The 26520-nt window shown below is 66.8% G+C and carries 23 protein-coding genes; 14 read left to right on the top strand and 9 right to left on the bottom strand.

The window, feature by feature from the left end; translation table 11 throughout:
• Positions 1–44: 44 nt before the first annotated feature.
• The 3 genes from ACX9MN_RS09665 (at position 45) to ACX9MN_RS09655 (ending at position 1989) form a co-directional block, all read left to right on the top strand.
• A complete protein-coding gene (locus ACX9MN_RS09665) occupies positions 45–596 on the top strand; it encodes a carboxymuconolactone decarboxylase family protein (protein WP_408903016.1) in 552 nt (183 codons plus the stop codon).
• A gap of 344 nt (positions 597–940) precedes the next feature.
• On the top strand, positions 941–1081 hold the full coding sequence (locus ACX9MN_RS09660; protein ID WP_408903015.1) for a hypothetical protein: 141 nt from the start codon (positions 941–943) through the stop codon (positions 1079–1081).
• A complete protein-coding gene (locus tag ACX9MN_RS09655) occupies positions 1078–1989 on the top strand; it encodes a helix-turn-helix domain-containing protein (protein ID WP_489724297.1) in 912 nt (303 codons plus the stop codon). The genes ACX9MN_RS09660 and ACX9MN_RS09655 overlap by 4 nt, the downstream gene beginning before the upstream one ends.
• 475 nt (positions 1990–2464) lie before the next feature.
• Here ACX9MN_RS09655 and ACX9MN_RS09650 read toward each other — a convergent pair whose 3' ends face one another.
• The 4 genes from ACX9MN_RS09650 to ACX9MN_RS09635 form a co-directional block, all read right to left on the bottom strand.
• The gene (locus ACX9MN_RS09650) at positions 2465–3061 is read right to left on the bottom strand and encodes a cytochrome P460 family protein (RefSeq protein WP_408903014.1); all 597 of its coding nucleotides are present in this window, start codon (positions 3059–3061) and stop codon (positions 2465–2467) included.
• Between the two features lie 36 nt (positions 3062–3097).
• On the bottom strand, positions 3098–3970 hold the full coding sequence (locus ACX9MN_RS09645; RefSeq protein ID WP_489724296.1) for a cytochrome P460 family protein: 873 nt from the start codon (positions 3968–3970) through the stop codon (positions 3098–3100).
• Positions 3971–4188: 218 nt separating this feature from the next.
• On the bottom strand, positions 4189–4824 hold the full coding sequence (locus ACX9MN_RS09640; protein WP_408903012.1) for a hypothetical protein: 636 nt from the start codon (positions 4822–4824) through the stop codon (positions 4189–4191).
• Between the two features lie 35 nt (positions 4825–4859).
• Positions 4860–7625 (bottom strand): putative bifunctional diguanylate cyclase/phosphodiesterase, encoded by a 2766-nt coding sequence (locus ACX9MN_RS09635; RefSeq protein ID WP_489724295.1) that lies wholly within the window; start codon positions 7623–7625, stop codon positions 4860–4862.
• 630 nt (positions 7626–8255) lie between these two features.
• On the opposite strand from ACX9MN_RS09635, the gene ACX9MN_RS09630 reads away from it, so the two are divergent.
• The 3 genes from ACX9MN_RS09630 (at position 8256) to ACX9MN_RS09620 (ending at position 11160) form a co-directional block, all read left to right on the top strand.
• Positions 8256–9185, top strand: coding sequence for an ROK family protein (locus ACX9MN_RS09630; RefSeq protein WP_489724294.1), 930 nt, complete (start codon positions 8256–8258; stop codon positions 9183–9185).
• A gap of 731 nt (positions 9186–9916) precedes the next feature.
• Positions 9917–10483, top strand: coding sequence for an RNA-guided endonuclease InsQ/TnpB family protein (locus ACX9MN_RS09625; protein ID WP_408903009.1), 567 nt, complete (start codon positions 9917–9919; stop codon positions 10481–10483).
• The gene (locus tag ACX9MN_RS09620; protein WP_408903008.1) at positions 10480–11160 is read left to right on the top strand and encodes an RNA-guided endonuclease InsQ/TnpB family protein; all 681 of its coding nucleotides are present in this window, start codon (positions 10480–10482) and stop codon (positions 11158–11160) included. The genes ACX9MN_RS09625 and ACX9MN_RS09620 overlap by 4 nt, the downstream gene beginning before the upstream one ends.
• A gap of 1029 nt (positions 11161–12189) precedes the next feature.
• On the opposite strand, the gene ACX9MN_RS09615 is transcribed toward ACX9MN_RS09620, so the two are convergent.
• The 5 genes from ACX9MN_RS09615 to ACX9MN_RS09595 form a co-directional block, all read right to left on the bottom strand.
• Positions 12190–12375, bottom strand: a complete 186-nt coding sequence (locus ACX9MN_RS09615; RefSeq protein ID WP_408903007.1) for a hypothetical protein — start codon at positions 12373–12375, stop codon at positions 12190–12192.
• 59 nt (positions 12376–12434) lie between these two features.
• Positions 12435–13472: a sensor histidine kinase gene (locus ACX9MN_RS09610; protein ID WP_489724293.1), complete on the bottom strand. Its 1038-nt coding sequence runs from the start codon at positions 13470–13472 to the stop codon at positions 12435–12437.
• A 369-nt stretch (positions 13473–13841) separates the two neighbouring features.
• Positions 13842–15392, bottom strand: a complete 1551-nt coding sequence (locus ACX9MN_RS09605) for a sensor domain-containing diguanylate cyclase (RefSeq protein ID WP_408903005.1) — start codon at positions 15390–15392, stop codon at positions 13842–13844.
• Positions 15393–16385: 993 nt separating this feature from the next.
• Positions 16386–17657, bottom strand: a complete 1272-nt coding sequence (locus ACX9MN_RS09600) for a glycosyltransferase (protein WP_408903004.1) — start codon at positions 17655–17657, stop codon at positions 16386–16388.
• A 485-nt stretch (positions 17658–18142) separates the two neighbouring features.
• Positions 18143–19129 (bottom strand): helix-turn-helix domain-containing protein, encoded by a 987-nt coding sequence (locus tag ACX9MN_RS09595; RefSeq protein WP_408903003.1) that lies wholly within the window; start codon positions 19127–19129, stop codon positions 18143–18145.
• Positions 19130–19291: 162 nt separating this feature from the next.
• On the opposite strand from ACX9MN_RS09595, the gene ACX9MN_RS09590 reads away from it, so the two are divergent.
• The 8 genes from ACX9MN_RS09590 to ACX9MN_RS09555 are packed head-to-tail and all read left to right on the top strand — an operon-like array spanning position 19292 to position 26376.
• Positions 19292–19981: a cytochrome b/b6 domain-containing protein gene (locus ACX9MN_RS09590; protein WP_408903002.1), complete on the top strand. Its 690-nt coding sequence runs from the start codon at positions 19292–19294 to the stop codon at positions 19979–19981.
• Positions 19978–20751 (top strand): molybdopterin-dependent oxidoreductase, encoded by a 774-nt coding sequence (locus ACX9MN_RS09585; protein ID WP_408903001.1) that lies wholly within the window; start codon positions 19978–19980, stop codon positions 20749–20751. Before ACX9MN_RS09590 ends, ACX9MN_RS09585 begins: the two co-directional genes overlap by 4 nt.
• Entirely contained in the window at positions 20748–21278 is a 531-nt protein-coding gene (locus tag ACX9MN_RS09580) for a hypothetical protein (protein ID WP_408903000.1), read from the top strand. The genes ACX9MN_RS09585 and ACX9MN_RS09580 overlap by 4 nt, the downstream gene beginning before the upstream one ends.
• 19 nt (positions 21279–21297) lie before the next feature.
• Positions 21298–22041, top strand: coding sequence for a TIGR04282 family arsenosugar biosynthesis glycosyltransferase (locus ACX9MN_RS09575; protein WP_408902999.1), 744 nt, complete (start codon positions 21298–21300; stop codon positions 22039–22041).
• A complete protein-coding gene (locus ACX9MN_RS09570) occupies positions 22038–23396 on the top strand; it encodes an MptA/MptB family glycosyltransferase (RefSeq protein WP_408902998.1) in 1359 nt (452 codons plus the stop codon). The genes ACX9MN_RS09575 and ACX9MN_RS09570 overlap by 4 nt, the downstream gene beginning before the upstream one ends.
• Entirely contained in the window at positions 23393–24445 is a 1053-nt protein-coding gene (locus tag ACX9MN_RS09565) for a radical SAM protein (protein WP_408902997.1), read from the top strand. Before ACX9MN_RS09570 ends, ACX9MN_RS09565 begins: the two co-directional genes overlap by 4 nt.
• Positions 24446–24448: 3 nt before the next feature.
• On the top strand, positions 24449–25147 hold the full coding sequence (locus ACX9MN_RS09560; protein ID WP_408902996.1) for a glycosyltransferase family 2 protein: 699 nt from the start codon (positions 24449–24451) through the stop codon (positions 25145–25147).
• Between the two features lie 8 nt (positions 25148–25155).
• Entirely contained in the window at positions 25156–26376 is a 1221-nt protein-coding gene (locus ACX9MN_RS09555) for a pyridoxal phosphate-dependent aminotransferase (RefSeq protein WP_408902995.1), read from the top strand.
• The last annotated feature ends 144 nt before the right edge of the window (positions 26377–26520 follow it).

The following is a 26520-nucleotide window of genomic DNA, read 5'->3' as shown; positions in this document are numbered from 1 at the left end:
CCGTCGCCGGCCCCGGATACCGACCATTGACGAGGAGATCCACCATGCAACGCATCGCTTCCATCGACCCGGTCACGGCGACCGACAGCGTCAAAGATCTGCTCGAGGGCGTGAGAACGCAGCTCGGTGTCGTACCGAACCTTCACAAGATCCTCGCGCAGAGCTCGGCAGGCCTGGAAGGCGTGCTCGCCTTCTCCAGTGCTCTCGCACGGGGTACGCTCGATCCCGCGACGCGCGAGCGCATCGCGCTGGCCATCGCGAACGTCAACGGCTGCGACTACTGCAACGCCGCCCACACGGCGCTCGCCAAGCACCACAAGTTGGATGAGGCGGAGATCGCGGCCAACCGCACAGGCCGCTCGACCGACGCCCGCGCGGATGTGGCGGTCACCTTCGCCCGCAAGATCGCGGTCACTCGCGCCGATGTCGCGGAGGACGACCTCGCGGCCTTGCGCAGGGTCGGCTACACGGACGCGCAGATCGTCGAGATCGTGCTTCATGTCGCGGTCAACGTGCTGACCAACTACGTCAACGAGGTCTTCAAGACCGAGGTCGACTTCCCGCATATCGGGCCTGCCACGCGCATCGCGGGCTAACGTCGAGCGGAGCCGGAGCCTCGGCACATGGGCTCTGGCTCCGTCGTGGGAGTGCGGATCACCGCGGTGGGGGCGCATGAGCTCCGTTTCCACGCACTCTCTTTTACCGGACCGTCATCCATTTCGGCGGAGAGCGCTCCAGCCCGACGCGCTGCGTTCTCCGATCGTATGACGAGGTCCAGCCAGTGCTCTGACGCCGACAAAGCGTACACAAGGCAGCGCCGTTTTCGCAGCGGTAACAGCAAGTTAACGGACAGGCACGTGGTGCGTTCGTTGGCGTCTGTGCACTAGCGGCCGCTCCGGGCGATCCACGCCCCCGCCCAAGATCGCCGGAAGGCCCCGTCATGATCCAGTTCACCGTCCATACTATCGACCTCTGCTCCGGGGCTTCGAAGGTGGCGCTCGCCGACGTCGAACAGGCGCTCGGCTTCGTGCCGCGTGCGCTGGACTTTGGGCGCTCAGATCGGAGGGAGGGTTGCTCGTGAACACGCCGGCGATCATCGCCCTTTTGGCGCAAGGCGGGGATAGCCAACCAGTCAAGCGGCCGAAGGGACGAGCAGAGTACGCCGAATCCGTGGCGTTCCAGACGCGCGCCGACGATGAGGCTCGGAAGCCTTGGGCCGAGCCGAACCGCGAGCACCACGACTTGACACTTCGGTTCTGCACATTCGACTGCGATATTTTGCAAGACGATAAGTCTCAATTTCATACCGAAAGATCGCTAAATAGCATTTACTTGGTGTGCTTAGATGAACACCCGCGGCTTCCGACCGGCGGATTTCGCACCCTGAATATCTACGTACCTGATCCGTCGCTTGGCGATATAGCCGCGTCCAGGGACTCAGTTTCGTCTGCTGCGCCAACAGGATCGATTGACCCCAGAGCCGTTCCCGACTGGCAACTCCGTCGCCTTGAAGTCGAGATGCTGGCTGAAATGCGCATGGCTCGACCTTTATCGCGTCTTCGCATCGAAACGTTGGGGCTGGAGGTTGCGGTCCATCTTCTTCGGCAACACTCGTCCTTGAACGGCGCAGTCCGTTGGGGATCCCTCGGTCCGCGCCGGAGCCGTTTCGGTCCAGCTGTCGGAAGGGCGATCGAGTACATGGAATCGCGCTGGGCCGACGATATCAGGCTGGTGGACGTGGCTCGCGCGGCGCAGCTATCTCCACGCAAGCTCACGACACTTGTTGCCAAGGCAACGGGTTTCCCTCCCCACCGTTGGCTCATGCGCCGTCGTATCGAACGCGCGTGCGAAATGCTGCTCGACCCGAGCCGCTCGATCACCGAGGTCGCCTTTGCGTGCGGCTTCCACTCCTCGCAGCACTTTGCGACCAGGTTTCGCGCGCAGATTGGTTGCACGCCGAGTGCATATCGACGGGAGCGACTCTCGTGAACTTTTCCGACACTCCACACCGAAGCGACGGCCGCACCGGGATTCTCAATTTCTTCGGAGGGACCTTTGCATGCAGGTCCGGACAAATTCCAGCAACGATTATTGCATGATGTTTTTATTTATTTGGATACGTCAGTTGATTACTTATATCTCGTGATATAACGAGGGTCTACTTGTGACAAACATTAATTTGATAATTTATATTTTATTGCTTGAGGAACAATAGAAGCTCCCTACCAACAAATAACAAAGATGAAACTTACGAGATCACGCGGCTGCAGGTTGTTCGGACCTCTTAACGAACAAAGCGCATAGCCCATTCGCTCAGGCTGATGGAGGTGATGCGCGGGGATCAGTCGACGAGCCCGTTGCAGGCGTCGCAGCAGAGGTCGAGGGCAATGGCGCCGGGATCATGACAACAACCGCGAGCTTCGTCGTGATGTGCCATCCAGCTTGATCGAGCAGCAGCATAGCCTCAGCGGGCAAGGATTGGGTAACCTTTGATGTACAGCCAGTCGGTGGCTTGCGCCGGGGTGTGACAGCCCAGACATTCCTGGCGATAGTCAAGCGTCTTGGTCTTGTCCGGGCTGCCTTTGTCGAACCATGCCCAGCCCCACCCGTCACCCCAAAGTGGATTGCCCGGGTGGCTGCCGCGATCGTCCTTCACCATCATGAACCAACCGACGAGACCGGCGGCCCGGCTCACCCGGCCGGTGGTCATGTCCTCGCTCTCGGCTTTGAACACCTCCTTCACCAAGACGGTGCCATTTTTGAACCGGCCGTTGGCTCGATACTCGTCGATCGCGCCCGGAGAGACGTAGACCGTATGCATCTCCTTCGAGCCTGGCACGGGATCGGAGGCGACAGCCCAGGTGCCGAGGAACTGGTAGGCCGCTCGATAATCGAGAGGCAGACGCATGGCGCCGGCGACGTCGATCAGCCCAGCCGACGCGCCCGGGAGTTCTGCAACGTTCGCGGACCGTACCTGTTGGGCGAGCAAGCCTGTCGCCGCGGCGATCGTCGCTCCGCAGGTTAGAAGAAGAGTAGCCGAGGGAAGACGGCGACGGAACATACGATCCTCCGATGACAACGCCGAGCGCTTGGGTCCCTAGTTCTTGCCGACGCGCTCCAGCAAGCCACGCAGCACCGGGTAGTGTTGAATGAAAACGAAATCCCGGCCGGCGTTAGCAGCATGGCAGGCATTGCAGGTCTCGACGGCCTTTACCTCGGTCGCCGAGGCGTATTGTGCTTCAGGCACGTGACCGAAGGAGAAGTAGGCCCATTTACCCGGTTCGTTCGCGAAGCGACGCGAGTCCTTCACGGCCGCCTCGAGACCGGCATACTCGGCCATGAAATAGCCTTTACCGCTCGATTCCGTGATTGCGCCGTTTGCCGGGTCCGTCGTGCTGTTGATCTGCTGGCGCACGAGCTCCTTGACGATCACAGTACCTTCGCGGAACTCTCCCGTCCGTTTGAAGTGCTCCCAAGCAGTCGGCTCGACATAGACGATGTGAAACTCCGGGAATGGCGCCTCCGGTAGATTGAGTTGGTTCGGCGTCAGCGGCGTGCCGATGAACGGCCACTCGCGCCAGCCGATCGGGCGCACGAGCCGGCCGTCCGGCAGGTACTCGGCGACGTACGGGGTCCGCCTGCCGTCGACCGTATATGGCTGGGCCGGCAGACGACCGGATTCGGCCGCGGCCGCAGCCCGCTCCTGCGGCTGGTTCTGCCGGGCTGCGCCGCTTTGCTGCGGGGGGGGCGTCTGCCTCAGCTGCTCCGGGGTGCGCTCCTGCGATTGGGTCTGTCGGGGCTGCGGTTCGCCGCTCGGCTGGGGTGGCGGTACTTGCCCCGACCGCGCCGAACCGGCCGCGGGCGGCGTGGTCTGCGCCTGGGAGCTTTGGATCCGGCCCCAGCCGACCATCAGGGCGACAGCCCCGGCCGTCCGAAGCAGCGTCCAGCGATAACGAGACATGAAGATCATTTTCGGATCCTCCGGATTGCGGCATGGCCCGAACGGCGCGTCAGGGCGAAGCTCGACGGTTCGGCACGCGCGCGTGTTCCAGTCCAGTTGCCGGGCCAACCCGAGATATGAGGCACACGACCAGCCCTCGGCGGGATCACGCCCGGTTCGCAGGCGACGCGTAAGGGTGCCCGCGCCGGCGCGCGATTGCGTTCACGAAAAAGAGGCGACGTTCACGATTAGGCAGCCTGATGGAATGCCGGCCTGGGCGCGGTCGCCGCGGTGGCACTGCCCGACGCGCACGGCGCGGAGACGACCGTGGCCGGGTCGTCGTGATCCGTCGCCGGGATCGGCGCCGCAACGGCAATCCGCACGGTGGCCGTTCCGACGAATCCACCGGCGCACGACGCTACCTTCGAGGTGCTCCTGGCCGGCGAGGCCGGCGGGGGCTTCGCCGTCGCGGCGGCCGAGGTGAAGGCTCTTGTCGGTCGGACGGCGCTGGCGGCCGACCGGACCGTGGGTCGGGTCGACGCGATCCATGCCGCAGCGCAGAGCGCCATGGACGCGATCGGCGGTATCGCGACGACGATCGCGCAGTCGAGTGCACGGCGCCCGCCGTCGCCGCTGCCGCCGACGACCAGGATCAGGTCGGCCAGGAGATCGCCCGAGCCGTTGCGAGTGCGGCCGCGCAGACCATCGCCGGGAGCATCGGGACGATGCGAGCGGCGGCCGCCTCCAACGGGGGTCCGAGCGGGCGCGGTGCGAGCGGACGCCGGGCACCGAACCAGGGCTCTCACATCCCGCGGAGCGCGATACCAGCCTTTCCGGAACGCGTGCGCGCAGCCTGAGCGACGTGCGACGAGCTGCAGGTTCATAGACGGCGCTCGTCGAGCCGGGTCGCACGCGATCGTCAGGCGGCTCGCGCGGCCTGTTCAGTCACCGCGATCAGCTCACGCAAGTCGGCGACCGGGAGCGGGCGGCTGAACAGGTAGCCCTGCATCTCGTCGCAACCCTCATTCTGCAGGTGATCGCGCTGCGCCGCAGTCTCGACGCCCTCGGCCACGGTCGTGATGCCCAGATCGGCACCGAGTCCGGCCACCGCCCGCACGATCGCCGCGCAGTGGCGGTTGACGCCGAGCTCGCGCACGAAGGACTGATCGATCTTGATCTTGTCGAAGGGAAACGTCCGGAGATAGCTCAAGGAGGAGTATCCCGTCCCGAAATCGTCCATGGCGATGCGCACGCCGAGGTTGCGCAGCCGGTGAAGCACCGCCAGATTCGCCTCGCTGTCGGCGAGCAGCACCGACTCGGTGATCTCCAGCTCCAGCCGCTTCGGATCGAGCCGAGCGTTCGCCAGCGCCGACACCACGGCAGGGACGAGGCCTTGCTGACGGAACTGCACGGGTGAGAGGTTGACCGCGACCTTGATCTCGCCCGGCCAGGTGGCCGCTTCCCGGCACGCCTCGCGCAGGACCCATTCGCCGATCGGCGCGATCAGACCGGTCTCCTCGGCGATCGGGATGAACTCGGCCGGCGAGACGAAGCCGCGCTCGGGATGGCGCCAGCGCAGCAGCGCCTCGCAGGCGTTGATCCGCTTCTCCCGCAGGTTCAGGAGCGGCTGGTAGAACAGCTCCAAGGCGCCGGTGTTCAGCGCCTCGCGCAGCTCGCGCTCCAGCGTACGACGTGCCTGGATGCGGGCGTTCATCTCCGGCTCGAAGAACCGGAACGTGCCGCGTCGCTCCGCTTTGGCCTGATAAAGCGCGAGGTCGGCGTTGTTGAGCAGAAGATCCGGCGTGGTCCCGTCGCCCGGCAGCATCGCGATGCCGAGGCTGGCTCCGATCACCACGTTCTGACCTATGATGGAGAACGGCTGTGCCAAGCACTCGACCAGGCGCGCGGCGAGCTGGCCCGCAGCTTCCGGCGACGGCGCGCTCGCCTGCAGGATGGCGAACTCGTCGCCGCCGAAGCGGGCGACCAGGTCCTCCTCGCGAACGCAGCGCCGGAGGCGGTCCGCCACCGCGCGCAGCAGCGCGTCGCCGGCTGCGTGTCCCAGCGTGTCGTTGACCGCCTTGAACCCGTCGAGATCGAGGCACTGCACAGCCGCCGGCTCGGCATGACGATGCCGTCGCTCGAGCGCGTCGTTCAGACGTTCGCGGAAGCAAGCACGGTTCGGCAGGTCGGTGAGCGGGTCGTGGTGCGCCATGTGAGCGATCCGAGCCTCAACGGCACGGCGCTCCGTCACGTCCTCGGCGATCCCGAGCAGGTAGCGCGGTCGCCCCTCCTCGTCGCTCACGGCGAGTTTCTTGACGTGCAGGAGGCGCGTACCGTTGCCGCGCGTCTCGAATCGACGTTCCTCGGCGATCGAGTCCTGACCGCCGGCGCGAAACAGCGCCGCGTCCTGATCCAGCACGGCCCGGGCCGTCGTGTGCTGAAACAGTGCATGCGACGGTCCTCCGATCAATTCATCGCGCGGCACGCCGAGCAGATCCTCGCAGGCACGGTTGACGAGCAGGAGGCGGTGGTCGACCGCATCCTGCACGTAGAGCATCGCGGGGATGTTCTCGATCACCGTGTCGAGGAAGCTGCGCGTACGGCGCAGTTCCGCCTCGGCGAGCTGGCGCTCGGTGACGTCGATGCTCGCAGCGAGCACGGCCGGCCGGCCCCGCAGCACGAGCGGACGCACGTACGGCAGGATCTGGATCACCGATCCATCCGCCTTGCAATGACGCCAGATCCGCTCGCCATCGTAGGGCTTCGTCCGGTTCGCGAAGACGATCTGCAGTTCGGCACGGTCCGCCTCCGGTCGGATGTCGTGGGCTGTCATCGCCAGGAAGCGGTCGCGGCTGTAGCCGTAGTGCTCGACGGCGGCGGTGTTGACGTCGAGGAAGCGCAAGGATCCGGCGTCCAAGACCCACATCGGAACCGGGTTGGCCTCGAACAACATCCGGAAGGAGGCTTCGCGGGTGCGCAGCTCCGTGATGTCGACGAGGGTGACTACAAGCAGGTCGCCGAGTGGGGCTACGGCGATCTTGAGGTAGGACTCCGCATCGTCCCCGACGAATTCCAGCTCGAAATTGTCGCTTCCGCCGTTCTCGACGACACGAAACAGGCGACCTGTGATCTCCTGCGCGTGATTACCCATGTAGACTTCGGAGAGATGGTGCCACAACAGGCTGTCCACCGACCGGCGCATCAGCTGCGCGGCGCCGGCGTTCAGGGTGACGATCTGCAGATCGCACAGCTGTCCGTCCGCGTCGCGCACAGGCGCGAGGGCGAGAACCCCTTCCCGGGTCGACTGGTAGACTTGTTCGATGAGACTGGATCGGGTCTGGGGTTCGCTGACGTGGACGAGGGCGACCGGGAAGCCCCAGTGCGTGTGTAGGGGCAACGCGAGGATCTCGTGAACCTCGACGATGCCGTTCTCGACGCGGCTTGCAACCTGCCGCTCTGGCTGGCCGGTCCGGAGGGCGCGTCGCACGATCTGATCCAAGAGCCGCGCGCAGTCGCTTCGCTGGTGTCCGGCGGCATGACGGGGCGTCCCTTGGAGCCATGTAGCGACGGCTGATGCCGTTTGCAGGTGGACGAGATCTGACCCGTCGAGGCGCACCAGCACAGTGCCATCGGCGAAACGACCGAGCGAGCCGAGAGCGATCTCCTCGTAAGGCGGCAACGTCATACCCGGCTTCCGAGCGGCATGCCAACGTTGGCTCAGGATGTGGGCAGCACTGCCCGCGAGTTCAGGCGGTCGTTGCTTGGTCTGAGGCGACATGGCGCTAAGAGCGTTCTGGCGGATGCGGGCGAATGATCGTTGGCTGAATTCGCTAAATATTTCTGAATAACCGGATGGATCGGCGACGAAAAACGCAGCGATAAGCCGGATAGCGATATCTCTCAAGTTATGCGTGCGCGCGAAAATCCGCACCTGGAACCCCTAGACACGGGTCGGTTACAGATGGTCTGCGTTTGAAACCGGAACGCGGAACGTGAATCTTGATGCTCTACACTCTGGATAGCCGTGCAGTTCTTGCCCGGCCTTCTCAGCGACCGGAAGCTCTTTCCCGCTCGCCCTCCCCGACCGGAGCAGCGCGGCCGTCTCGATTTCCGTTCGTCGATGCCAGGCGTGGAAGGTGCATCGATCGTGCACGTCAGATTCGGGGCTGCAGATCCAACCGACGGCGCTTTTCGACCCGTGCGAGGAATCGAACGGCCTCTCGATCACCTGCATGACGTTACGTGAAGGCGTCATCGCGCTGTCATGATACACCTTCCTAAACTGCGCCGAGGGTCGAATCGGCGTTGGACCGCCATGGATCAGCACGGCGAACGCATCATCGCGGGGCTACGAGTCGACAGCTACAACCTGGCCCTGCGCGAGAACGGCGGGTTCGTCGGCGACCGGGCACGCAGTCGGGCTTTCCAGGACGCGCTCGACGAGGCGCGCAAGGACTGGCGCCGGCGGCTCGGGACCGACCCGCTTGGCACCATCGACAGCGGCGACCGCAGCGCGCTCGATGGCGTGCTGGACCAACCCGGATCGCCTGCAGCCGAACTGCTCAGCGTAGCCGTCGAGAACTTCGCCCATCGCCTCACCGAGGTTGTGGATCGGTTTCTCGCTTGCCCGGAATGGCATGATACCGAGTTGATCGTGGTCGGGGGCGGCCTGCGCGAGAGCAGGGTCGGCGAACAAGCGATACGCCGGGCCGACGCTCGTCTGCGATCGGCAGGTGCAAGCACCACTCTGCGGCCGATCCGCAACCATCCCGATGAGGCCGCCTTGCTCGGCGCAGTCCACTTCCGTGCGGCGAGCTTGCCGAGAGATCGGGACAGCATCCTCGCCGTCGACATCGGTGGAGGCAACATCCGTGCGGGCGTCGTGCTGTTGAACCGGGGGCAGAGCGCGGTGTTCGCCGCCTGCGTGGTGGCGATGCGCGAGCACTGGCGGCATCGAGAAGAGAGGCCCGCCCGCGATGCGGTCGTAGATCGTCTGACCGTCATGCTGCACCGGCTTGCGGCCCAGGCAGCCGCGGCGGGACTACGCCCGGCGCCGCTGGTCGTGGTCGGATGCCCCGGCGAAATCCGAGCGGATGGAGCGATCGTTCGGGGGGGCAGAACCTGCCGGGAGACTGGGAGGCGGCGGACTTCAACCTACCCGCGCGCTTGCGTGACGCCGTCCCGAAGATCGGGGCCGACGAGGTCACGGTTCTCATGCACAACGACGCCGTCCTACAGGGCCTGAGCGAGAAGCCCTGGATTGGTGGAGTGCGGCGCTGGGGTGTCCTCACCATCGGCACCGGGCTAGGCAACGCCCGCTTCAGCCACGAAGGAAGCGGTTCCACGGCTGAGCGTTGAGGCTGAGCCCGAACTCGATAGCAGTCGTGCTAGATCCGGCAGGTTGAACAAAGGTCTAGGCGGTCGTAATGATCGTGTCGATGCCTACCGGCCAGCGTGGCTGTCCTGCCCGTGTTGGGCATGGTCACGTCCAACGGCTCAGGCTGCCGGCGATCCTCCCACAGGTTGGCGGCAGGACCGGGGTCGGGCTTCAAAAGGGATGGCCGTCTTGATCGACAGCTACACGCGGCTTTCAGTCACTGCTCTGGTGCTTGCGATCGCCATCGGCGTAGCCGTCTACTTTGTAGTCGCGCGGCACGATTGACCTGCCTCGCGGACCGGCCGCGGCTACCGGTTCACTTGTCCGATGCGAGCCGGTCGATCATAGCCGGAGCTTGGGCGCGCGCCTTCGTCACGGTCAATGGCGGAGTATCGGCACGCTTCGCGCGTTTTCCGTGCGCACGGATCGCCTAATGTAGACGCTTGGCTTGCGCTTCAAAGGCAGCGGTTCGAGGTGAAGTGATCGCGCTGCAAGGCTTCGCTCATCGCATCAATGGAAATCCTTGAGACCCCGACCTTCAGGTCGGGGAGGCTGCGCGTCTGCGCGGCATGAAGGATGGGTGAGATGCGCGCCCGGTCATGGGAACAGCTCGTGACCACCGCCCGCGGCTCCGCTACAAGCTGGAACCGCTGCCCGAGCAGGAGGCCCTGTTCCGGCAGTTCGCGGGCGTGTGCCGATCAACGTACAACCTCGCCCTGAAGCAGCGGGCGAGTTGGGGCCGCAAGCACCGGCTCGGCTATGTCGCCCAGGCCGCCGATCTGACGCCCCTGCGGGCCGAGTTCGACTGGGTCCGCGCCGTCTACGTGTCGTGCCAGCAGCAGGCTCTGCGCGACCTCGACCGGGCGTTCCAGAACTTCTTCGCAGGCCGGGCGAGCTTCCCTCAGCCCCGCAGGCGCGGCGTCGATGACGGCTTCCGCTCCCCCGGGCGCGAAGTCGCGACGAAGCGGCTCAACGGCAACTGGTCGGCCGTGCGCCTGCCCAAGATCGGCTGGGTGAAGTACCGCGACAGCCGGCCGATCCGCGGGGTCGTGAAGAACGTCACGGTCTCGCTCGACGCGCTCGGCTGGCACGTCGCGTTCGCCTGCGCGATCGCGCACGAGGCGACCGCGCCCAGCCCGAGGTCGTCGGCATCGACCGCGGTGTGACCACGACCCTGGCCCTGTCCACGGGCACGATGCCGACGATGCCCGCGAGCCTGGAGCGGATCGAGGCCCGCGAGCGCAAGGCACAGCGCATCCTCGCCCGGCGCAAGCGCGGATCGAACCACAGGCGCCGGGCGCAGGCGCGCGTCGCCCGTTTCCAGGCGCGGCAGGCCCGCATCCGGCGCGACCTCCACCACCGCGCCGCGCTCGACTTCGCGCGCGGGTACGGCGTGGCGGTCTTGGAGGACCTGAACACGCGTGGCATGACGGCCAGCGCGCGGGGCACGGTGGCCGAGCCCGGCCGCAACGTCCGGCAGAAGGCCGGGCTGAACCGGGGCATCCTCAACGCGGGCTGGCACCGCTTCGCGACGATCCTGACGTACAAGATGGAGGAGCGGGGCGGTCACGTGGTCACTGTGCCCGCGCGGTTCACGTCGCAGACCTGTGCGGCGTGCGGTGTGGTCGATGCAGGCAGCCGCGAGAGCCAAGCGCGCTTCACCTGCGCCAACTGCGGCCACACCGACCACGCCGACATCAACGCGGCGATCACCATCAAACGGCGGTGGAACACACCGTTGCCGGACGTGGAGGGTGTGCATCGGCGACCCGTCGAAGCGTCAACTGGACGAGATCTCGCGATCTCCGAAAATCCCCGCCTTTCACGGCGGGAAAGATGTTAACTTCGCTCGGGCTGCGCGGACCGAACGCTAGGCTGATGCCGCAGCGTCGGACCGTTCCGACATCGCGCCACCATGCGACATCGAGATGAACGTCGCGAGCGCCAAGATCCGGATCACAGGGAGAGGTGCACTCGACGTGGTAGCGTCGGGCCGCCAAAAAAGAAGGCGCGCCCTGTCGAGGAGCGCGCCGGGAGTGAGTTCGTGGTCTCATGAACGAACCGCGCTCCCGATACGCGGCAACGCCTGAATTCGCCAGCGCACCTGAGCCACACGTCGGCGTGGCGCTCGCGTTGGTTGTCGTCCCCGAAGCCATCGCCCTGCGGCACGGCACGTGAGGGCTGGTTGGCGTTGCCGCCAGCCGAGAAACCGTTCGATCCGTCTTCGCCGGGGCGTCCAGTCGGGGTTCCCGTGACGGTGCCGGGCGCACCGGAGAGCCTACTTGCGGTGCCGCAGTCCCCCGTCGCCCCGGGTGTGGTGCCGGGCGGAGCGGCGGCTGGTGCCTGGGCGGATGCGCTGCCGATGAGGTGCAACGCGAGCGGCACGGCGGCTACTAGAGGACGAGAGCGCCCTAACCTCGGAAGGACTACGTTGGGGGACGGACGCGCTCGGTCGGAAAAACGTTCGGTTGGGTTGAGCCGTGGTCGGCAGGGTGAAAGGGCCAATTCCGGCTACCGACCGCAACCTTCCAGGCCGGAGGGACCTGCGGCATCACCCCGAGCACGCCGATGGCGATCAGCCCCGCGGCGATGTACACCCGCATCCAACTCTCGTCAGTCGTCCATGAGGGCCGAATGCGTTCAGGATCGTCGAACCGATCGGCCACGGGGTCACGTCGGCTCACACGATCCGGGGAGCGCGCCTCCTATGTCTGCCCCACGACGGTGAAACGATCTTGGTCGTTCAGTACGCTCGCTTGGTGGGCCGACCGTCGGCTTCGCTACGCGTCCTTGCGCCTGTCCTTCCTCCGACGTCCCACCGGGAGCGCCGGCTCCGTATTCTCATAGGTTCGCTCCATCGCTGCGAAATCGTTCAGCCACCACACACGTTCCACGTCGCCCTCCAAGGGCTCGTGAGAGCTTGGAAGGCTGCCCGCAGGATGTATTTCCTGGCAGCTTCGGGGGGCTGCTTGCGGACCGCCGCGATCAACTGCTTCCGCTTGATCCCCAGCCCCGCCGGCGCCCGCGACGTGACGGCCGATTTCTCGATTTCGGCCATGAGCACCCCTCCTGCCGAGAGCCGGACCTGCAAGCCTGTCGAACAGCGGAATCCAGCGGCTACGGAGCAGGCGCCGCGACAGGCGGGCGCTGTTGCGCCTCGGCGCACGGTGTCGTTGCCGGAAACGTGACGGTGACCAGCGTTCCGGGCGCACCTTCATCCGGCTCGATTGCCAGGCAGCCGTCGAGCTGCTGGGCCATGGATTGCACCAGCCGCCGGCCGAGGCCGCCCGTCCGCGGCGGTCTGTCCGGATCGAAGCCGACGCCGTCGTCCTTCACCTGCAGCATGAATTCGCCGCCGCGCCGCCGGAACACCACGCCGACCATGCCGGTGCGACCTTCCGGAAAGGTGTATTTCAGCGCGTTCGTGAGGGCCTCGTTGATGATCAGGCCCACCGCCACCGCCCGCTCGTGTGGCAGCGCGTGCGCCTCGGCCTGGACCTCTATGCTCACCGGCCGCAGATCGAGCAGCGAGGCCTTCAGATCCGCGCACAGGTCCCCGATGAACTCCTGCGTGTTCACCACCGCTGCGGCACCCCGCCCAACCCGCAGCCGCTCGTGCACGCGCGACATCACGAGGACGCGGTTGGCCGTATTGGAGAGCGCCGCCTTGGCCTTGACGTCCTCCAGCTGCCGCCCCTGCGAGCGCAAGAGCGCCGTGACGATGGTCAGGTCGTTCTTGAAGCGGTGCACCGCCTCGCGCAGGAACAACTCGCTCTGGCTCTCGGCGGCCTGGGCGCGCCGGAGTGCTTCGCGCAGTTGTTCCAATAGGGCACAGAGCACGAGGCCGACCGCGAGGAACATCCCGAGCGCGAGCCAATCTCGCGTCTCGGCCACGACGAAGCTATCCTTGGGCGGCAGGTGGCGAGCGATGAGCAAGGTGCTGGCGATCGTGGCGAGGTAACCGCAACCATGGTTGAACAGCGCGGCCGAGACGATGATGGCTGGGAAGAAGAAGAAGAACGGGTAGACCTGCATCGAGGGCCAGACCCATCGGCCTGCGGCGTAGGCCAGGGCGATGATCAGGAGGGTTGCGGGATAGGCAATGCAGCCGGGCCACTTGCCGGCGAAAGTCCGAGCCAGCAGGAGGCGCAGCATCGATAGTCCTCCGCCGCTGGCGCGCCGCCGGCCGGCGCCCTGCGAGTCCAGGGAGCACGGTCCAGCTGCGCGGGCAATCAACCAAATGAACCCGCTCGGCCGAAACGACCATGTGCCTCGCGCATGTCTAAGCGTGTCCGTTCGTTCGTCACGCCGTTTGCAATGCGCCTTCGGCCCGTCGTACCGGAGAAGCCCCGGCGAACTTCGTGATGCTCGACGTGGATCCCCGATGCATTTCAACGACGCTCCCGATGCTCGGCCTCACCCGGCACCGGTCTATACCGTAGGCGAAGCACCGATTTCTCGAACCAACGAAGCAACCGACAAACACGGTCAACCCTCGAACTGGGGCTTTGCGTTCGGAAGTCTTCATGCGGCCCCCACCGACCGGAGTACCGGCCGCTGATCCGATCCAGCTTCAGTCGCTCTGGCGCAGCGTGTCTGGTTCCGACCCCCAGCTTTGGCGTCATAGAGCGCGGCATCTGCCTGACCGTAGAGACGTGCCATGGTCGTCCCACTGGCTGCGTCGGGTACAGCGCTCGCAACGCCGATGCTGACGGTAACTGAACCCGCTTCGATACTTGCCGGACCGACTGCCAGCGCAGACATCTCCGCGTGGATCCTCTCTGCAACACTCTGCGCGCCCGCCTCGTCTGTCCCGGGCAGGATCACGACGAATTCCTCCCCACCGACGCGGCAGACGAGATCTTCGGGCCGGTACACACTTGCTGTCAAGCAGCGGGCGAGCCCCTTTAGCACCTCGTCACCCACCGCATGCCCGTAGCGGTCGTTGTAGCGCTTGAAGTGGTCGGCATCGACCACGAGCAACGACAAGGGCCTGCTTGTCCGTTGTGCGCTGTCCCAGGCCCGGTCGGACATGTCCTCGAATTGACGCCGGTTGGGCAACCCGGTCAGGGCGTCCGTGCACGACAGACGCGCGAGTTCCGCTTCGACAGAGGCGCGGCGGTGCAGTTCGCGTCCAAAGAGTATCGAAAGGGCGACAGTCAGACCACACAGAACCGAGACGGCGAAACCGATGATGAGCGCCTTCGCTCGCCAATCCGCTTCGATCTCTTTCGTTCCGAGCGCCACGTTGAGAACCAGCGGCCAGTCACCGACCTGCGTAAACGTGTAGTGCCGCTCGACGCGGTCGCGCACCGAAGTGCTTATGAAGCTGCCGCTGCGTTCGCGCACGAACCGGTCGAAGTTGGATGTTCCGGCGAGATTGACGCCGATATCAGCCGCATCGAAGGGATAGCGCATGACGCGTGTGCCATCCCGAAGGTAGAGGTTGATTGCTCCGTCTCGTCCCAGGCCGATCTGGTCGAAGAGCCGATCGAAGTAGGACAGCTTCAGGCTACCCAGTACGATTCCGCCGAAGGAGCCATCCGGCTTGTTGATGCGGCGGCTGAGAACAATGATGCGAGAACCTGTAAGCCGCGAGAACAGGGGCTTGCTGATGAGCAGGCCGAGCTGAGGATGGTCTTTGTGGGCCTGAAAATACTCGCGATCAGCATTGTTCAGCTTGCGCGGTGCAAAGACGAACGCATCAGCGATGCTGTGACCGTGATCATCGAGAACGACCATTGCACCGAGGTCGCGAGCCGTCGCGGCGCGATCGAACAGAACGAGTTGGCGCATTTCGGGTGTGGCATCTGCTACACCGGGCGCCCTGAGGTTGTCTACCACGGCTTGGAGCGACAGATCGATGATCTCGATATTGCGCACGATGTCGCGTTCGAGGACCTGCAGCAAGTTCTTGGAGGTCTGCTCGGCCTTCTCCCAAGCGTCCATTCGTAGGTCGAACAGCATCAATCCCGAGATCACAAGCATGCCGATCGGCGCCAAAATACCCAGAGCAATGCAGGTTTTCGCGGAGCGGAATCTGTGAACCAGAAGGTGCGTTAAAACCACCAACATCTATCTAAACTTATAGTCTTGCCATATTTATATACTTGCAATGCTTGACATGTCATTTCAATCTCGACTGATTAACAGATATTGATTGCAAATTGTTAAAGCCGTCTATGTCTGACGGCGAATGGTCGAGGTTCGGTGAAATGGAACAAGGCCGAGCGGCACTGGTGCTCGGAGTTTCGGAGCGGACTGCTCGATCGACGCTCTCGAAGCTCGTCGAGGAGGAGTTCATGAAGCCTCGCACTCCGAAGTCGCCGGTGCGGGTCGCAATTTCACCGAACCTCGGCGCCGTCGAGGCGAATTCACCGGCCTTCGCATCGTGGCCGAACTCTCTGAGCGGCCTTCGGTAACGATCCTCTAGGGTTTCGAACCTGAACGTGGCAGACGTGAACCGGACCCGATCCATGACCATCGACGGAAACCAGGTGCAGAATGTCCGCAGCGCCGCCTCGGACCGGTTGCCTCGGCCGTCCCCGGGCCTGCGATGGAATGTCCGCGAGATGGCTCGTCCGCCCGCACTCGCCTTTCTCTTCCGGACCGTGTGAAGGACCGTGCGAGATGGACCGGAGCCCTTCCTTTCCATGTCGGCCATTCGACGCCATGGCATGCGCCACGGGGCGGCTGATCCGGCCGTCGCTGTCCACGAAGGTGGGATGTAGTTGAACCGATGATGGGCAGCGGCAATCGCGATCACGCGAGTACTTGCCTCTGCTTCCGCCATGCCGAAGCGCTTGGCGGAATGCGCCATGAGGTCGACCACGGTTTCGGATGATGGTCGGTGATGCCTTCCGACCGCCACCCCCGCTTCCGCCTTCCGGAGAATTCGGCCCGGTGCGATGTCCGCGCTGCAGCCGCCAGCCCGAAGAAAGCGGAACGGGGCGGCACCAGGAGCGATCACTGCTTCGATCTCCAGCGATTTCCTGCCGGATGCGTGAGCTCTCAACGTCGATCCGGATGAACAGCCACCTCTCTCGCCTAAGGGCGATAGTCGAAACTCTACCCCGAGATGTGGGTGAGAGCGTCGATGGCAGCTAGGATCTCGCGCCCTGGGTCCAGATCGGCGAAGGCGCGTGCCATCACACGAGCACGTTCGCGAAACCGCTGCTCCGTGAGCACCCTCTCGACGGCCCAGCGCAAGGCGTCCACGGTCGGGCGGTTCGTCGCAAGATTCAAGCCGACGCCCGACCACTCGATCCGGGCTCCGACCTCGGCCTTGTCCTCGGTCAAGCCGGCGGAGACAATCGGAACGCCCGCGGCGAGAGCTTGTGAGACGCTTCCGTAGCCGCCGTTGGTTACCAGGAGATCGATTTTGGGGAGAAGCACGTCGAAAGGCAGAAAGGTGGCGACCCGGCCATTGGCCGGTATTTCACAGTGTATCCCCTCTACGGATCTCCCGCCAGTTGTCGCAACGATGAGAAGATCGTCGCGTCCCTCAAGCGCCTGGAGTGTCGGCTCAAGTAGTTCGCTGAAATCAGCGTTTGCGAGCGTGCCTTGTGTCACTAGAATGATGCTCTTGCCGCTCTCCAGATCCGGCCACCATTCCGGTACCGCGACCGCCATCGGCGTGGTCGGCAGCAGCCCGACAAAACGCAGTCCTGGAGGAAACGTACCGAAATCGTACTCGAACTCGCGGACGCTCGGCTGCAGGAATGCGTCGGGCAGTATCGCGAGCGATTGGGTCAACGAGGCTGGCAAAGGTCGCGCGCCGAGCCGGGCCAGGCGGGCGTCGGTGAGGGCGCGAACCGGTCGGACGAATGAGGCATCGAGACCCACCTTCAATGCGGCGTAGCGAGCACGCTCGATGTCGTCCCGGGCCGGGAGCAGCCCCATGCCGACCGGCGCATCGTCGGGACGGTCGAGGAATAGAAAGCTGATGTTGAGTACGATGATCGGAGGCCGGCACGTCGTCGCATCGAGAAGAAGCGGCAAGATCCCAAGAAACAGGCTACCTGCCACGATCACATCCGGAGCCTCCGTCCGGATCGCCTCGCGCAGAACCGCGGCTTGCGTCGCCATCGGTTCGATGAAGCGGTGCTCGAATTCGTGCGTCCACCGCACCGGTCCAGGCGGCAGGTGCGGCTCCAGATAGGTCGCCGCACCCCTGTCTTCGTAAGCTGTGAGGCGCAAACCCGAAGATTCGACCTTCTGCCGAAACGAAGGATCGGTCACGAACAAGACGGTGTCGCCGCGCCTGGCCAGCAGTCGTCCCACAGCCAACAGGGGGTTGACGTGGCCCGTAAGGGGGCTGGCTGCAATCAAAACTTTCATGCCGACATCCGGCGCAATCCTCGATCGGGGTTGGTCACGTTTATTTCGCGCGTGTCGCTCGGCCCATTAGCAGCGGTTCCGCAAGTATCGGCTGGCGCCTTCGCAATCGGCGTTGCGAAGTTCGGCCGAGGTGATGCGAACGCGCTCCTGCGGGGGAACCAGGAAGCCGCACCGCGTCCGTCGCTGGTCGGACGGCACGTGAAACAAGCCTTGTTCCATCGCATGTCAGGCGATCACCTCGAATGTGGCACCTCATGCACGTGCGGCAGCCGCGCACGTCGCAACGGTGCCGCTCGCCATAGGACTGCGACCGATATGAAATTGTCGACACGGGATATGCGGCGCAGCACCTGTTTTGGACGATAACGCACGCCGGTCCGCTTCCATGCCTGCCTTCAATCTGCAAAATCGAGCGGGGGATCGCGAAGATGGTAGGCTCGATGTCGTCGTCGCATGGGCTGCCGGTTCTCCAGGCCGGCGCGCGCTCAATCTTCGCCCGTGACATCCTGTGCGGAGTCGAAGTTCGCGTTGGATCCGGGTTCGACGGCCTTGGCCGCGTCCGCGCATCGACCGCGGTATGCGCTCGGATCGACGCCGTAGGCCGCCTTGAAGGCATGCGAGAAGTAGCTTCGACTGGTGTAGCCCACACTTGCGGCGATGACCTTCACGGGCATGGGCGACGTCGTCAGCAACTGTGCCGCGAGGCGCAGGCGGACCCGGTGCAGGTACTCGATGGGCCCCTCGCCGAAGGTGGCGGAGAACCGCTCGGCGAACGCGGACCGGCTCATCCCGCAGAGTGCGGCGAGACTATCGACCGTGTGGGAGGCGCCGGGTGCGTCGAGGACCGCCGCGACGGCGCGCATCAGCCGCGGATCCCGCAGCGCCGCGAAGATTGGCGAACTGGTACCCCGCTCCTTCAGGTGAACCCGCAGCAGAATGGCGAGGCACTGCCTCATCAGCGCGCTCGTCACCTCCTGCGTGCCGAGTCCTGGCTGGACCAACTCCTCAATCATGAAGGCGAAGGCGTGCCGCAGTCGGTCGTTGCCCGACAGGTCCTCGACCAATGCGCCCTGCAGGCGGTCGAAGAGGCCGAGCGCGCCGGCGTAACTGGCCGAGATCGCGCCGCAAGCCACGAGGATGTCGCGACTGCCGTCGCCGGCCGTCAGCGCGACGAGGCCGTCGGGAAGAACCCTGAGCGCATCTCGAGCTGTAACCGTGTGCATGGCCCCGGCGAACCCGAGGGAGTGAGGAACGCCGCGCGGCGGGATCACCATGCTGTTCGGCCCGAAGGCCACGGGCTCCTGGTCGCCGACGACGATAGTCCCGGTGCCTGACAAGACATAATGGACGAGCAGGGCGTCAGCGATGCCCTGCTTCCGCAATCGCCACCCCGATTGAATCTCGCAGAACGCGAAGGCATGAACCCTCACCGTCAAAGTCGATAGTAATTTGGCTAATACATGATCTGACATGTGTGCCGACCGAATCAAAGCGCAACGGAATTAAACGATATCGTGCCGGAAGACGAAATGAATTGGGAGTTGTAGCATGATACAACAAACCACACCCGTGAAGCACGCACGCAGCCCAAGCCACGCAGGGACGCTCGACGTCCTTCCACGCGATCACGGTTCATGTCCGTGTTGAGAAGCAACCCTGGAACTGCGCCGACGCAGTCCACAGCCGTGCCTCGCCGGCTGCATCCCTGGCCGGTACGGGTCATGCATTGGACGAACGCCGCGGCGATGGTGGTGCTGATCGGGTCCGGGTGGGGCATCTACGACGATTCCGTCATCATCCACGGCATCTATTTCCCCAAGTCGGCCCGGATCGGATCCTGGGCGGCCGAGAGCCTGCTCTGGCATTTCGCCGCCATGTGGGTGCTGGTCGCCAACGGCGCCGCCTATCTCGTCTACGGCGTCGCGACCGGGCGCCTGCGCGAGCGCCTCCTGCCGATCCGTCCGCGCGACATCGTGCAGACCGTCCGCGACACGTTGCGGCTCAAGCTCGCGCACGAGGACCTCACGACCTACAACGCCGTCCAGAAGATCCTCTACATCGTCGCCATCCTGGCCGGCATCGGCCAAATCGTCAGCGGCTTGGCGATCTGGAAGCCGGTCCAGTTCTCCGGGATCGTCGCGCTGCTCGGCGGGTTCCAGGGCGCGCGCCTCGTCCACTTCGCCGGCATGGCAGTGCTGGTCGGCTTCCTCGTCGTCCACGTCGTGCTGTCCCTGCTCGTGCCGCGAACGCTGTGGGCGATGCTGACCGGCGGCCCCGTACGCCGCCCCGCCCTCCCTGCCACGGCGCGGGAGGCGACGCGATGAGGTCGCCGTTCCGCCCCCTCAAGGTGCCGGATCCCGGCATCCTCGACGACCACCGCGCTTTGGTCCGGAGGATCGAGCGTCGCGGTCTCCTGCGCGGCGGCCTGTCGCTCGGCGCGCTCACGATGTTGACCGGCTGCGACGTGACGGACACGAGCGCGGTCGGGCGGGCGCTCCGTGCCATGTCCGACTTCAACGACGGCGTCCAGGCCGCCCTGTTCGATCCCCGAAAGCTCGCGCCCGAGTACCCGGTGTCCCAGGTGCTGAAGCCGCCGCGCTTCAACGCCTACTACGACGTCGAGGACGTCAAGCCGATCGACGGCGACGCGTGGCGGCTGGAACTCGCCGGGTTGATCTCCGACAAGCGGCCCTGGACGCGCCGCCGGATCGCGGAGCTGCCCGAGCGCGAGATCATCATCCGCCACGTCTGCGTCGAGGGCTGGGACTACATCGGGCAGTGGTCGGGCGTACCGCTCCGGGCGTTCCTGGAGCGCGTCGGCGCCGACCTCACCGCCAAGTACATCGCCTTCAAGACGGCGGACGACTACCCGAGCAGCATCGACATGGCGACCGCGCTGCACCCCCAGACACTGCTCGCGACCAGATACGCCCGCGAAGAATTGCCTGACCCGTATGGATACCCGCTGCGCCTGCGCATGGCGGTAAAGCTCGGCTACAAGAATCCGAAGTGGATCACGGCCATCGAAGTCACCAACACCTACCCCGGCGGATACTGGGAGAGCCGCGGCTTCGGCTGGTTCGCAGGCCTATGAGCGTCCGCGCGATCCGGTGCGCCGTCGGCACCTGCCTACTCACGCTGGCGCTCTCCGCATCGGCGCAGGCGCAGACGCCGGGCCCCTCCCCGGCCCCCGACCACATGCCGAAGCCCGGCATGACCGCGCCCGAGATGGCGGGTCGCGCGGCGGACCGGTTTCCGCAGCCGGTGCGCGTCGGCGACCTCGCCGGCCGCCTCCTGCTCCGGCCGGAGGAGTCCCAGCCCGTCCTCGGCCGCGTCACGGGGCTCGTGCGCCGCGGCGACGGCGCGGGCGAGATGGCCGTGCGCCTCGACGGTGCGTTGGGGCTGGGCTGGCTAGGCCTGCGAGCGGTCGCCTGGAGCGGATTCGGGTCCCGGCTCGTGGCCGTGCCGGTGGAGGCGGTGGCGCTCCTGGGCGAGCACGTCGCCCTCATGGGCCTGACGCCCGAGCGCCTGCGCGCGCTGCCGACCTTCACGCCCGGTTCCGCCACCGAGATTCCGCCGGACGAGACGATCCGCCTTGGGATCGTCCGCCCCTTCCATTGACCACGCGGGAGCCTTGTACATGGCACGAGGACCGACCTCCGGACCGGCCCCCACCTGCGCGATCGGGGTGATGGCGAAAGCGCCGCGAAGCGGGCGATCCAAGACGCGGCTGTGCCCGCCGCTGACCCTCGACGACGCAGCGGCTCTGAGCGCCGCCTTCCTGCGCGACACGACCGCCAACATCCAAGAGGCGGCCCGCGCCGCGCCGATCGCCGCCTACGCGGCTTTCGCGCCGCCGGGCGCGGAGGCTCTGGTGATCCCCCATCTCGCGCGGGGAACCGACCTCGTCCTGGCGGATGGAAGCGTCACAACCGCGGCGGAGGTCGAGGGCTTCGGCCGTTGCCTGTTGCAGGCCGTCCAGGGCATGCTGGCGCACGGTCACGCGGCGGCCTGCGTGCTGAGCTCCGACATCCCGACCCTGCCGACGCGGCTCCTGATCCAGGCGGCCCGGATCCTGCTCGAACCGGGCGAGCGGGGCGTGTTCGGCGCCTGCGACGACGGCGGCTACTACATCCTCGGCCTCAAGCAGGCCCATGCCCGCCTGTTCGCCGGCATCGCCTGGAGCACCGACACCGTCGCCGAAGCGACCCGCGCCCGGGCGCGCGAGATCGGCCTCGATCTCGTCGAGCTGGAGCCCTGGTACGACGTCGACGACGCGGCCTCGCTCGCGCGGCTCGCCGCCGACAGGACCGGCTACGCGGCCCCGGCGACGCGCTCGGTCCTGGCGCGGCTCGCGCGCGCGTCGGAGGCGGTGCCGGCATGATCCGGCTTCTCGCCAGCCCCGCTCATCGGCTCGCGGCCCTCGGCCTCCTGCTTCTGGCCGTCACTGTCGGCGCGTTGGCGATCCAGGTGCCGGGCGCCGACACCGTCGGCGCGGCGCCCCAATCCAACGCCTTCATCGGCGTGGTCGCGGTCGGCCTCGCGGTCTACCTCTTCGCCGTGCGCCTCGTGTTGCGGGAGCGGCTGCCGCGCGCGGCCCTGTGGACGATCCTCGGCATCGCCGTGCTGCTGCGGGCCGCTTTGCTGCCGGCCCTGCCGTTCCTGTCGACCGATATCTACCGCTACGTCTGGGACGGGCAGGTCCAGGCCGCCGGGATCAACCCCTACCGCTACATCCCGGCCGACCCCGCCCTCGAGCGGCTGCGCGACCCGGCGGTCTACCCGCTGATCAACCGCAAGGACTACGCTCGTACGATCTACCCGCCCGCGGCGCAGCTGGTCTTCGCCGCCGTCGGTCAGGTCTCGCACAGCGTCACCGGGATGAAGCTGGCGATGTTGGGCTTCGAGGCCCTGGGCATGCTGGCCATGCTCGCGGTTCTGCGCGGCGTCGGCTTGCCTTCGGCCCGCATCCTGATCTACGCCTGGAATCCGCTGGCCCTGTGGTCCTTCGCGCGCGACGGGCACGTCGACGCCGTGGCGATCGGCCTCCTCGGCATCGCGTTGCTGGCCCGCACCCGTCGTCGGTACGGGCTCGCGGGCGCGCTCCTGGGCGCGGCGACGCTGGTGAAGGTTCTGCCTGTCGCGGTCGCGCCCGCCTTCGTCCGTGGTGGCCGGCTGTGGCGGCCTATGCTCGCCGGGGCGGCCGTGATCGCCGTCCTGTACCTGCCCTACCTCGCTGCCGGCCCGAACGTGTTCGGCTTCGCCGGCGGCTACGGGGCCGAGGAGGGCTACGACACCGGCGCGGGCTACTGGCTGCTCGCCGGTCTCGGGCATCTCGGGCTCAGCCCCCCGAGCCTGCTGCGGACCTACCTGGTCTGCGCCGGCCTGACGCTCGCCGCCCTCGCGCTCCGGATCGCCTTCGGCCCGAACCGGCAGACCGCGCCCGACGCCGTCGCGCTGTGCCGCGACGCCGGGATCCTCGCCGCCCTCACCGTCTGCGCGGCGAGCCCCCACTACGCCTGGTACTACCCCTGGCTGGCGCTGCCCGCGGTGGTCGCGCCGGTCCCAGCGATCATCTGGCTCGGCTCGGCGCCGATCCTGTTCCTGATCGACCCGTTCAACGACCGCTTCCTCTGGCCGTCGCTGGTCTTCGTACCGGCCCTCGTCCTGGCCGCGCGCTCCCTGCGGCAGGCCCGCACCGCGCCCCTGGCTGCCCTCCCGCAAGGAACCGCCCGATGACGGCCTCAGCCGCCCTGAAGGATCCGCGCCGCTACTTCGAGGAGGTCGGCCCGGACCGCGTCTCCGAGGCCGCGTCACCGCCGGTCTGCCTCTATCTGGAGGTCACGAACCGCTGCAACCTGCTGTGCGAAACCTGCCCGCGCACCTTCGAGACCCTCGAGCCCCCGGCCGACATGAGCTGGGCGCTGTTCACGCGGATCGTCGACCAGGTGCCGAACGTCGCCCGGGTCGTGCTCCACGGGGTCGGCGAGCCGATGCTGGTCAAGGACCTGCCGCGGATGGTCCGCTACCTCAAGGACCGCGGAACCTACGTCCTGTTCAACACGAACGGCACCCTGATGCAGCCGAGGCGCTTTCAGGAGCTGATCGATACCGGGCTGGACGAGCTGCGCGTCTCCCTCGATGCCGCCGACCGGGCCTCGTACCGCAGGGTGCGCGGCAAGGACTTCTTCGACCGCATCGTGCGCGACGTCGGCAAGTTCGTCGCGTTTCAGAAGGCGACCGGCGCTACGACGCCCCGAGTCTCGCTCTGGCTCACGGGCCTCAAGGAGACGGTGGACCAGCTCCCGTCCTTCGTCCGGCTCGCGGCCGAGATGGGTGTGACCGAGGTGCACCTGCAGCGCCTCGTCTTCGATGAGGCAGGGTACGGCATGGCCCGCGCCGACCTGTCGCTGTTCGAGAGCGCGAGAGCCGAGGAGGCCGACGCCATCGCCGAGGCCGAGGCGATCGGCCGTTCGCTAGGGGTGACGCTCGACGCCTCGGGCGCGACCGAGCCCGGGATCAGCCTGAAGCGGCAGGAGGATCGCGCCTGGGCCACCTGCCGGCGGCCCTGGTCCCTGATGTATGTCACGGCCCACGGACGGGCGCTGCCTTGCTGCATCGCGCCGTTTTCGGTGCGCGGCTATTCCAACTACACGCTGGGCGACGCGACGCAGGCCACGCTCCGGGAGATCTGGAACGGCGCGGCCTACCGCGATTTCCGCGCCGCCCTCCTCTCCGACGCGCCGCCGGCCCCGTGCCGGAACTGCGGCCTGCGGTGGAGTCTCTGAGCGATGCACCCGGTCAGCATCGTCATCCCGACCCTGAACGAGGCCGAAGCGATCGGCGCGGTGATCCGCGAGATCCCGCCGGCCTACGCGGCGGACATCGTCGTCGCCGACAGCGGCTCGACCGACGGGACGCAGGACGTCGCCCGGGCCGCGGGCGCCCGGGTGATCGAGGCCGAACGCGGCTACGGCCGGGCCTGCGCGCTCGGGGCGGCCGCGGCCGATCCGGCCTCGCGCGTGATCGTATATCTCGACGGCGACGGCGCGGATCGCGGCGACCTGATCGACCGGATCGCCGGGCCGGTGCTCGCCGGCCGCCACGACCTCGTCCTCGCCTCGCGCACGCTGGGCAGCCGCGAGCCCGGATCGATGCTCTGGCACCAAGTGCTCGCCGGCCGGCTCGCCGGCCTCGGCATCGGCCTACGCTACGGCGTCCGATACACCGACATGTGCGCCTACCGCGCCATCGACCGCGCCGCGCTGCGGGCCCTCGCCCTGCGCGAGCCGACCTACGGCTGGAACATCGAGATGCAGATGCAGGCCGCGCGAGCCGGCCTGCGCATCCGCGAGGTGCCTATGCCCTACCGGCGCCGGTTGGGCGGATCCTCGAAGGTCGCGGGTTCGCTCGGTGGGACGCTGCGGGCCGCCACACGGATCGGCGCGACCTATCTGCGCGTCGCCGCCGGCTCGGAGCGGCGCGCGTGAGGCCGGCGATGGCGCTCGAGGATGACGCTGCACCGGGCCTGTGGGCCGGCGCCCGGACGGAGGCGCCCGGCCCCGATACGGACCACGGGATCGCGCCCGCAGGGTCGTTCGCGCTGGCGGCGTACCTGGATCGCTGGTCGGCCTGCGCGCATCCCGACCTCGCCGCCTCGGACTCGGAGCCGCTGTCGCTCGCCGCCTTGCTGCGCCTTGCCGGCCCGGAGGATCGTCTGCGCTGGCGGAGGGCCGACCTCGGCTACGCCGACCCGCGCGGCGCCTCCTGGCTGCGCGCCACGATCGCCGGCTGCTACCGCCGGCTCGCTGCCGACGACGTGCTGGTCAGCGCAGGGGCGCAGGAAGCAGTGGCCTGCGTGCTGAGCGCGCTGCTCGGTCCGGCCGACCACGCGGTGGTGGTGGTGCCGATCTACCAACCCTCGGAGCTCGTCGTGTCGCGGCTGTGCGCGGCCGATGGCGTCGCCCTCCGCCCGGAACCGGCCTGGACCCTCGATCTCGACGGGCTGGTCGCCGCCATCCGGCCGAACACGCGGCTGGTGCTGATGAATTTTCCCAACAGTCCGACCGGCGCGTCGCTGGATCGAACGACCCTGGAGAGGCTGGTCGACCTCTGCCGCCGACACGGGCTCTGGCTCGTCAACGACGAGGTCTACCGCCAGACGGACCTCGACCCGGAGCGAGCCGTCCCACCCGTCGTCGACGTGTACGAGCGCGGGATCTCCATCAACGGGTTGTCGAAGGGCTTCGGGCTTCCGGGCCTGCGCGTCGGCTGGGCCGCCTGTCGCGACCGCGGGGCGCTCGACCGCGTCCTCACGGTCAAGAGCCTGCTGTCGAGCTGCCTCGCCGGACCGAGCGAGATCCTGGCGCAGGTCGCGCTGCGGGCCGAGCCGCGCCTGACCGGCCGCGCCCGCGCGATCGGGCGGCGCAACCACCACCGTCTGCGCGCTCTGCTCGATCGCTACCCGAACCTGTTCGATCCGGAAGAACCGACGAATCTCGCCTTCGCCTGCCCCCGCTTCCGTGGGCGAGAGGGTGCGACCGAGTTCTCGAAGGCTCTCGCGTCCGAGGACGGCGTCCTCGTGCTGCCCTCCGCGTTGTGGCACTCGGCGCTGGCGCCGGTCCCCACGGACCGCCTGCGCCTCGGCCTCGGTCGCGTCGGCAGCGACGCGGCGCTCGGGATCCTCGAGGATCATCTGCAGCGGCGCGCCGGCCGATGAGTGCCGAGATCGGACGCGACCGGAGCATCGCGCAGAGCATCGAGCAACTCGGTTCCGTTCCTCCGGGCGCGGCCCCAGCCGCTTCCCCGAGGCTCACCGGGCTCGGCGGCCTATCAGCACCACCCACGGAGGCCGAACGCCTCG

It is taken from the genome of Methylobacterium sp. 1A, assembly GCF_058072805.1.
The sequence above is the reverse complement of the archived record's forward strand: the minus strand, read 5'-3'. Positions and strand labels throughout refer to the sequence as shown.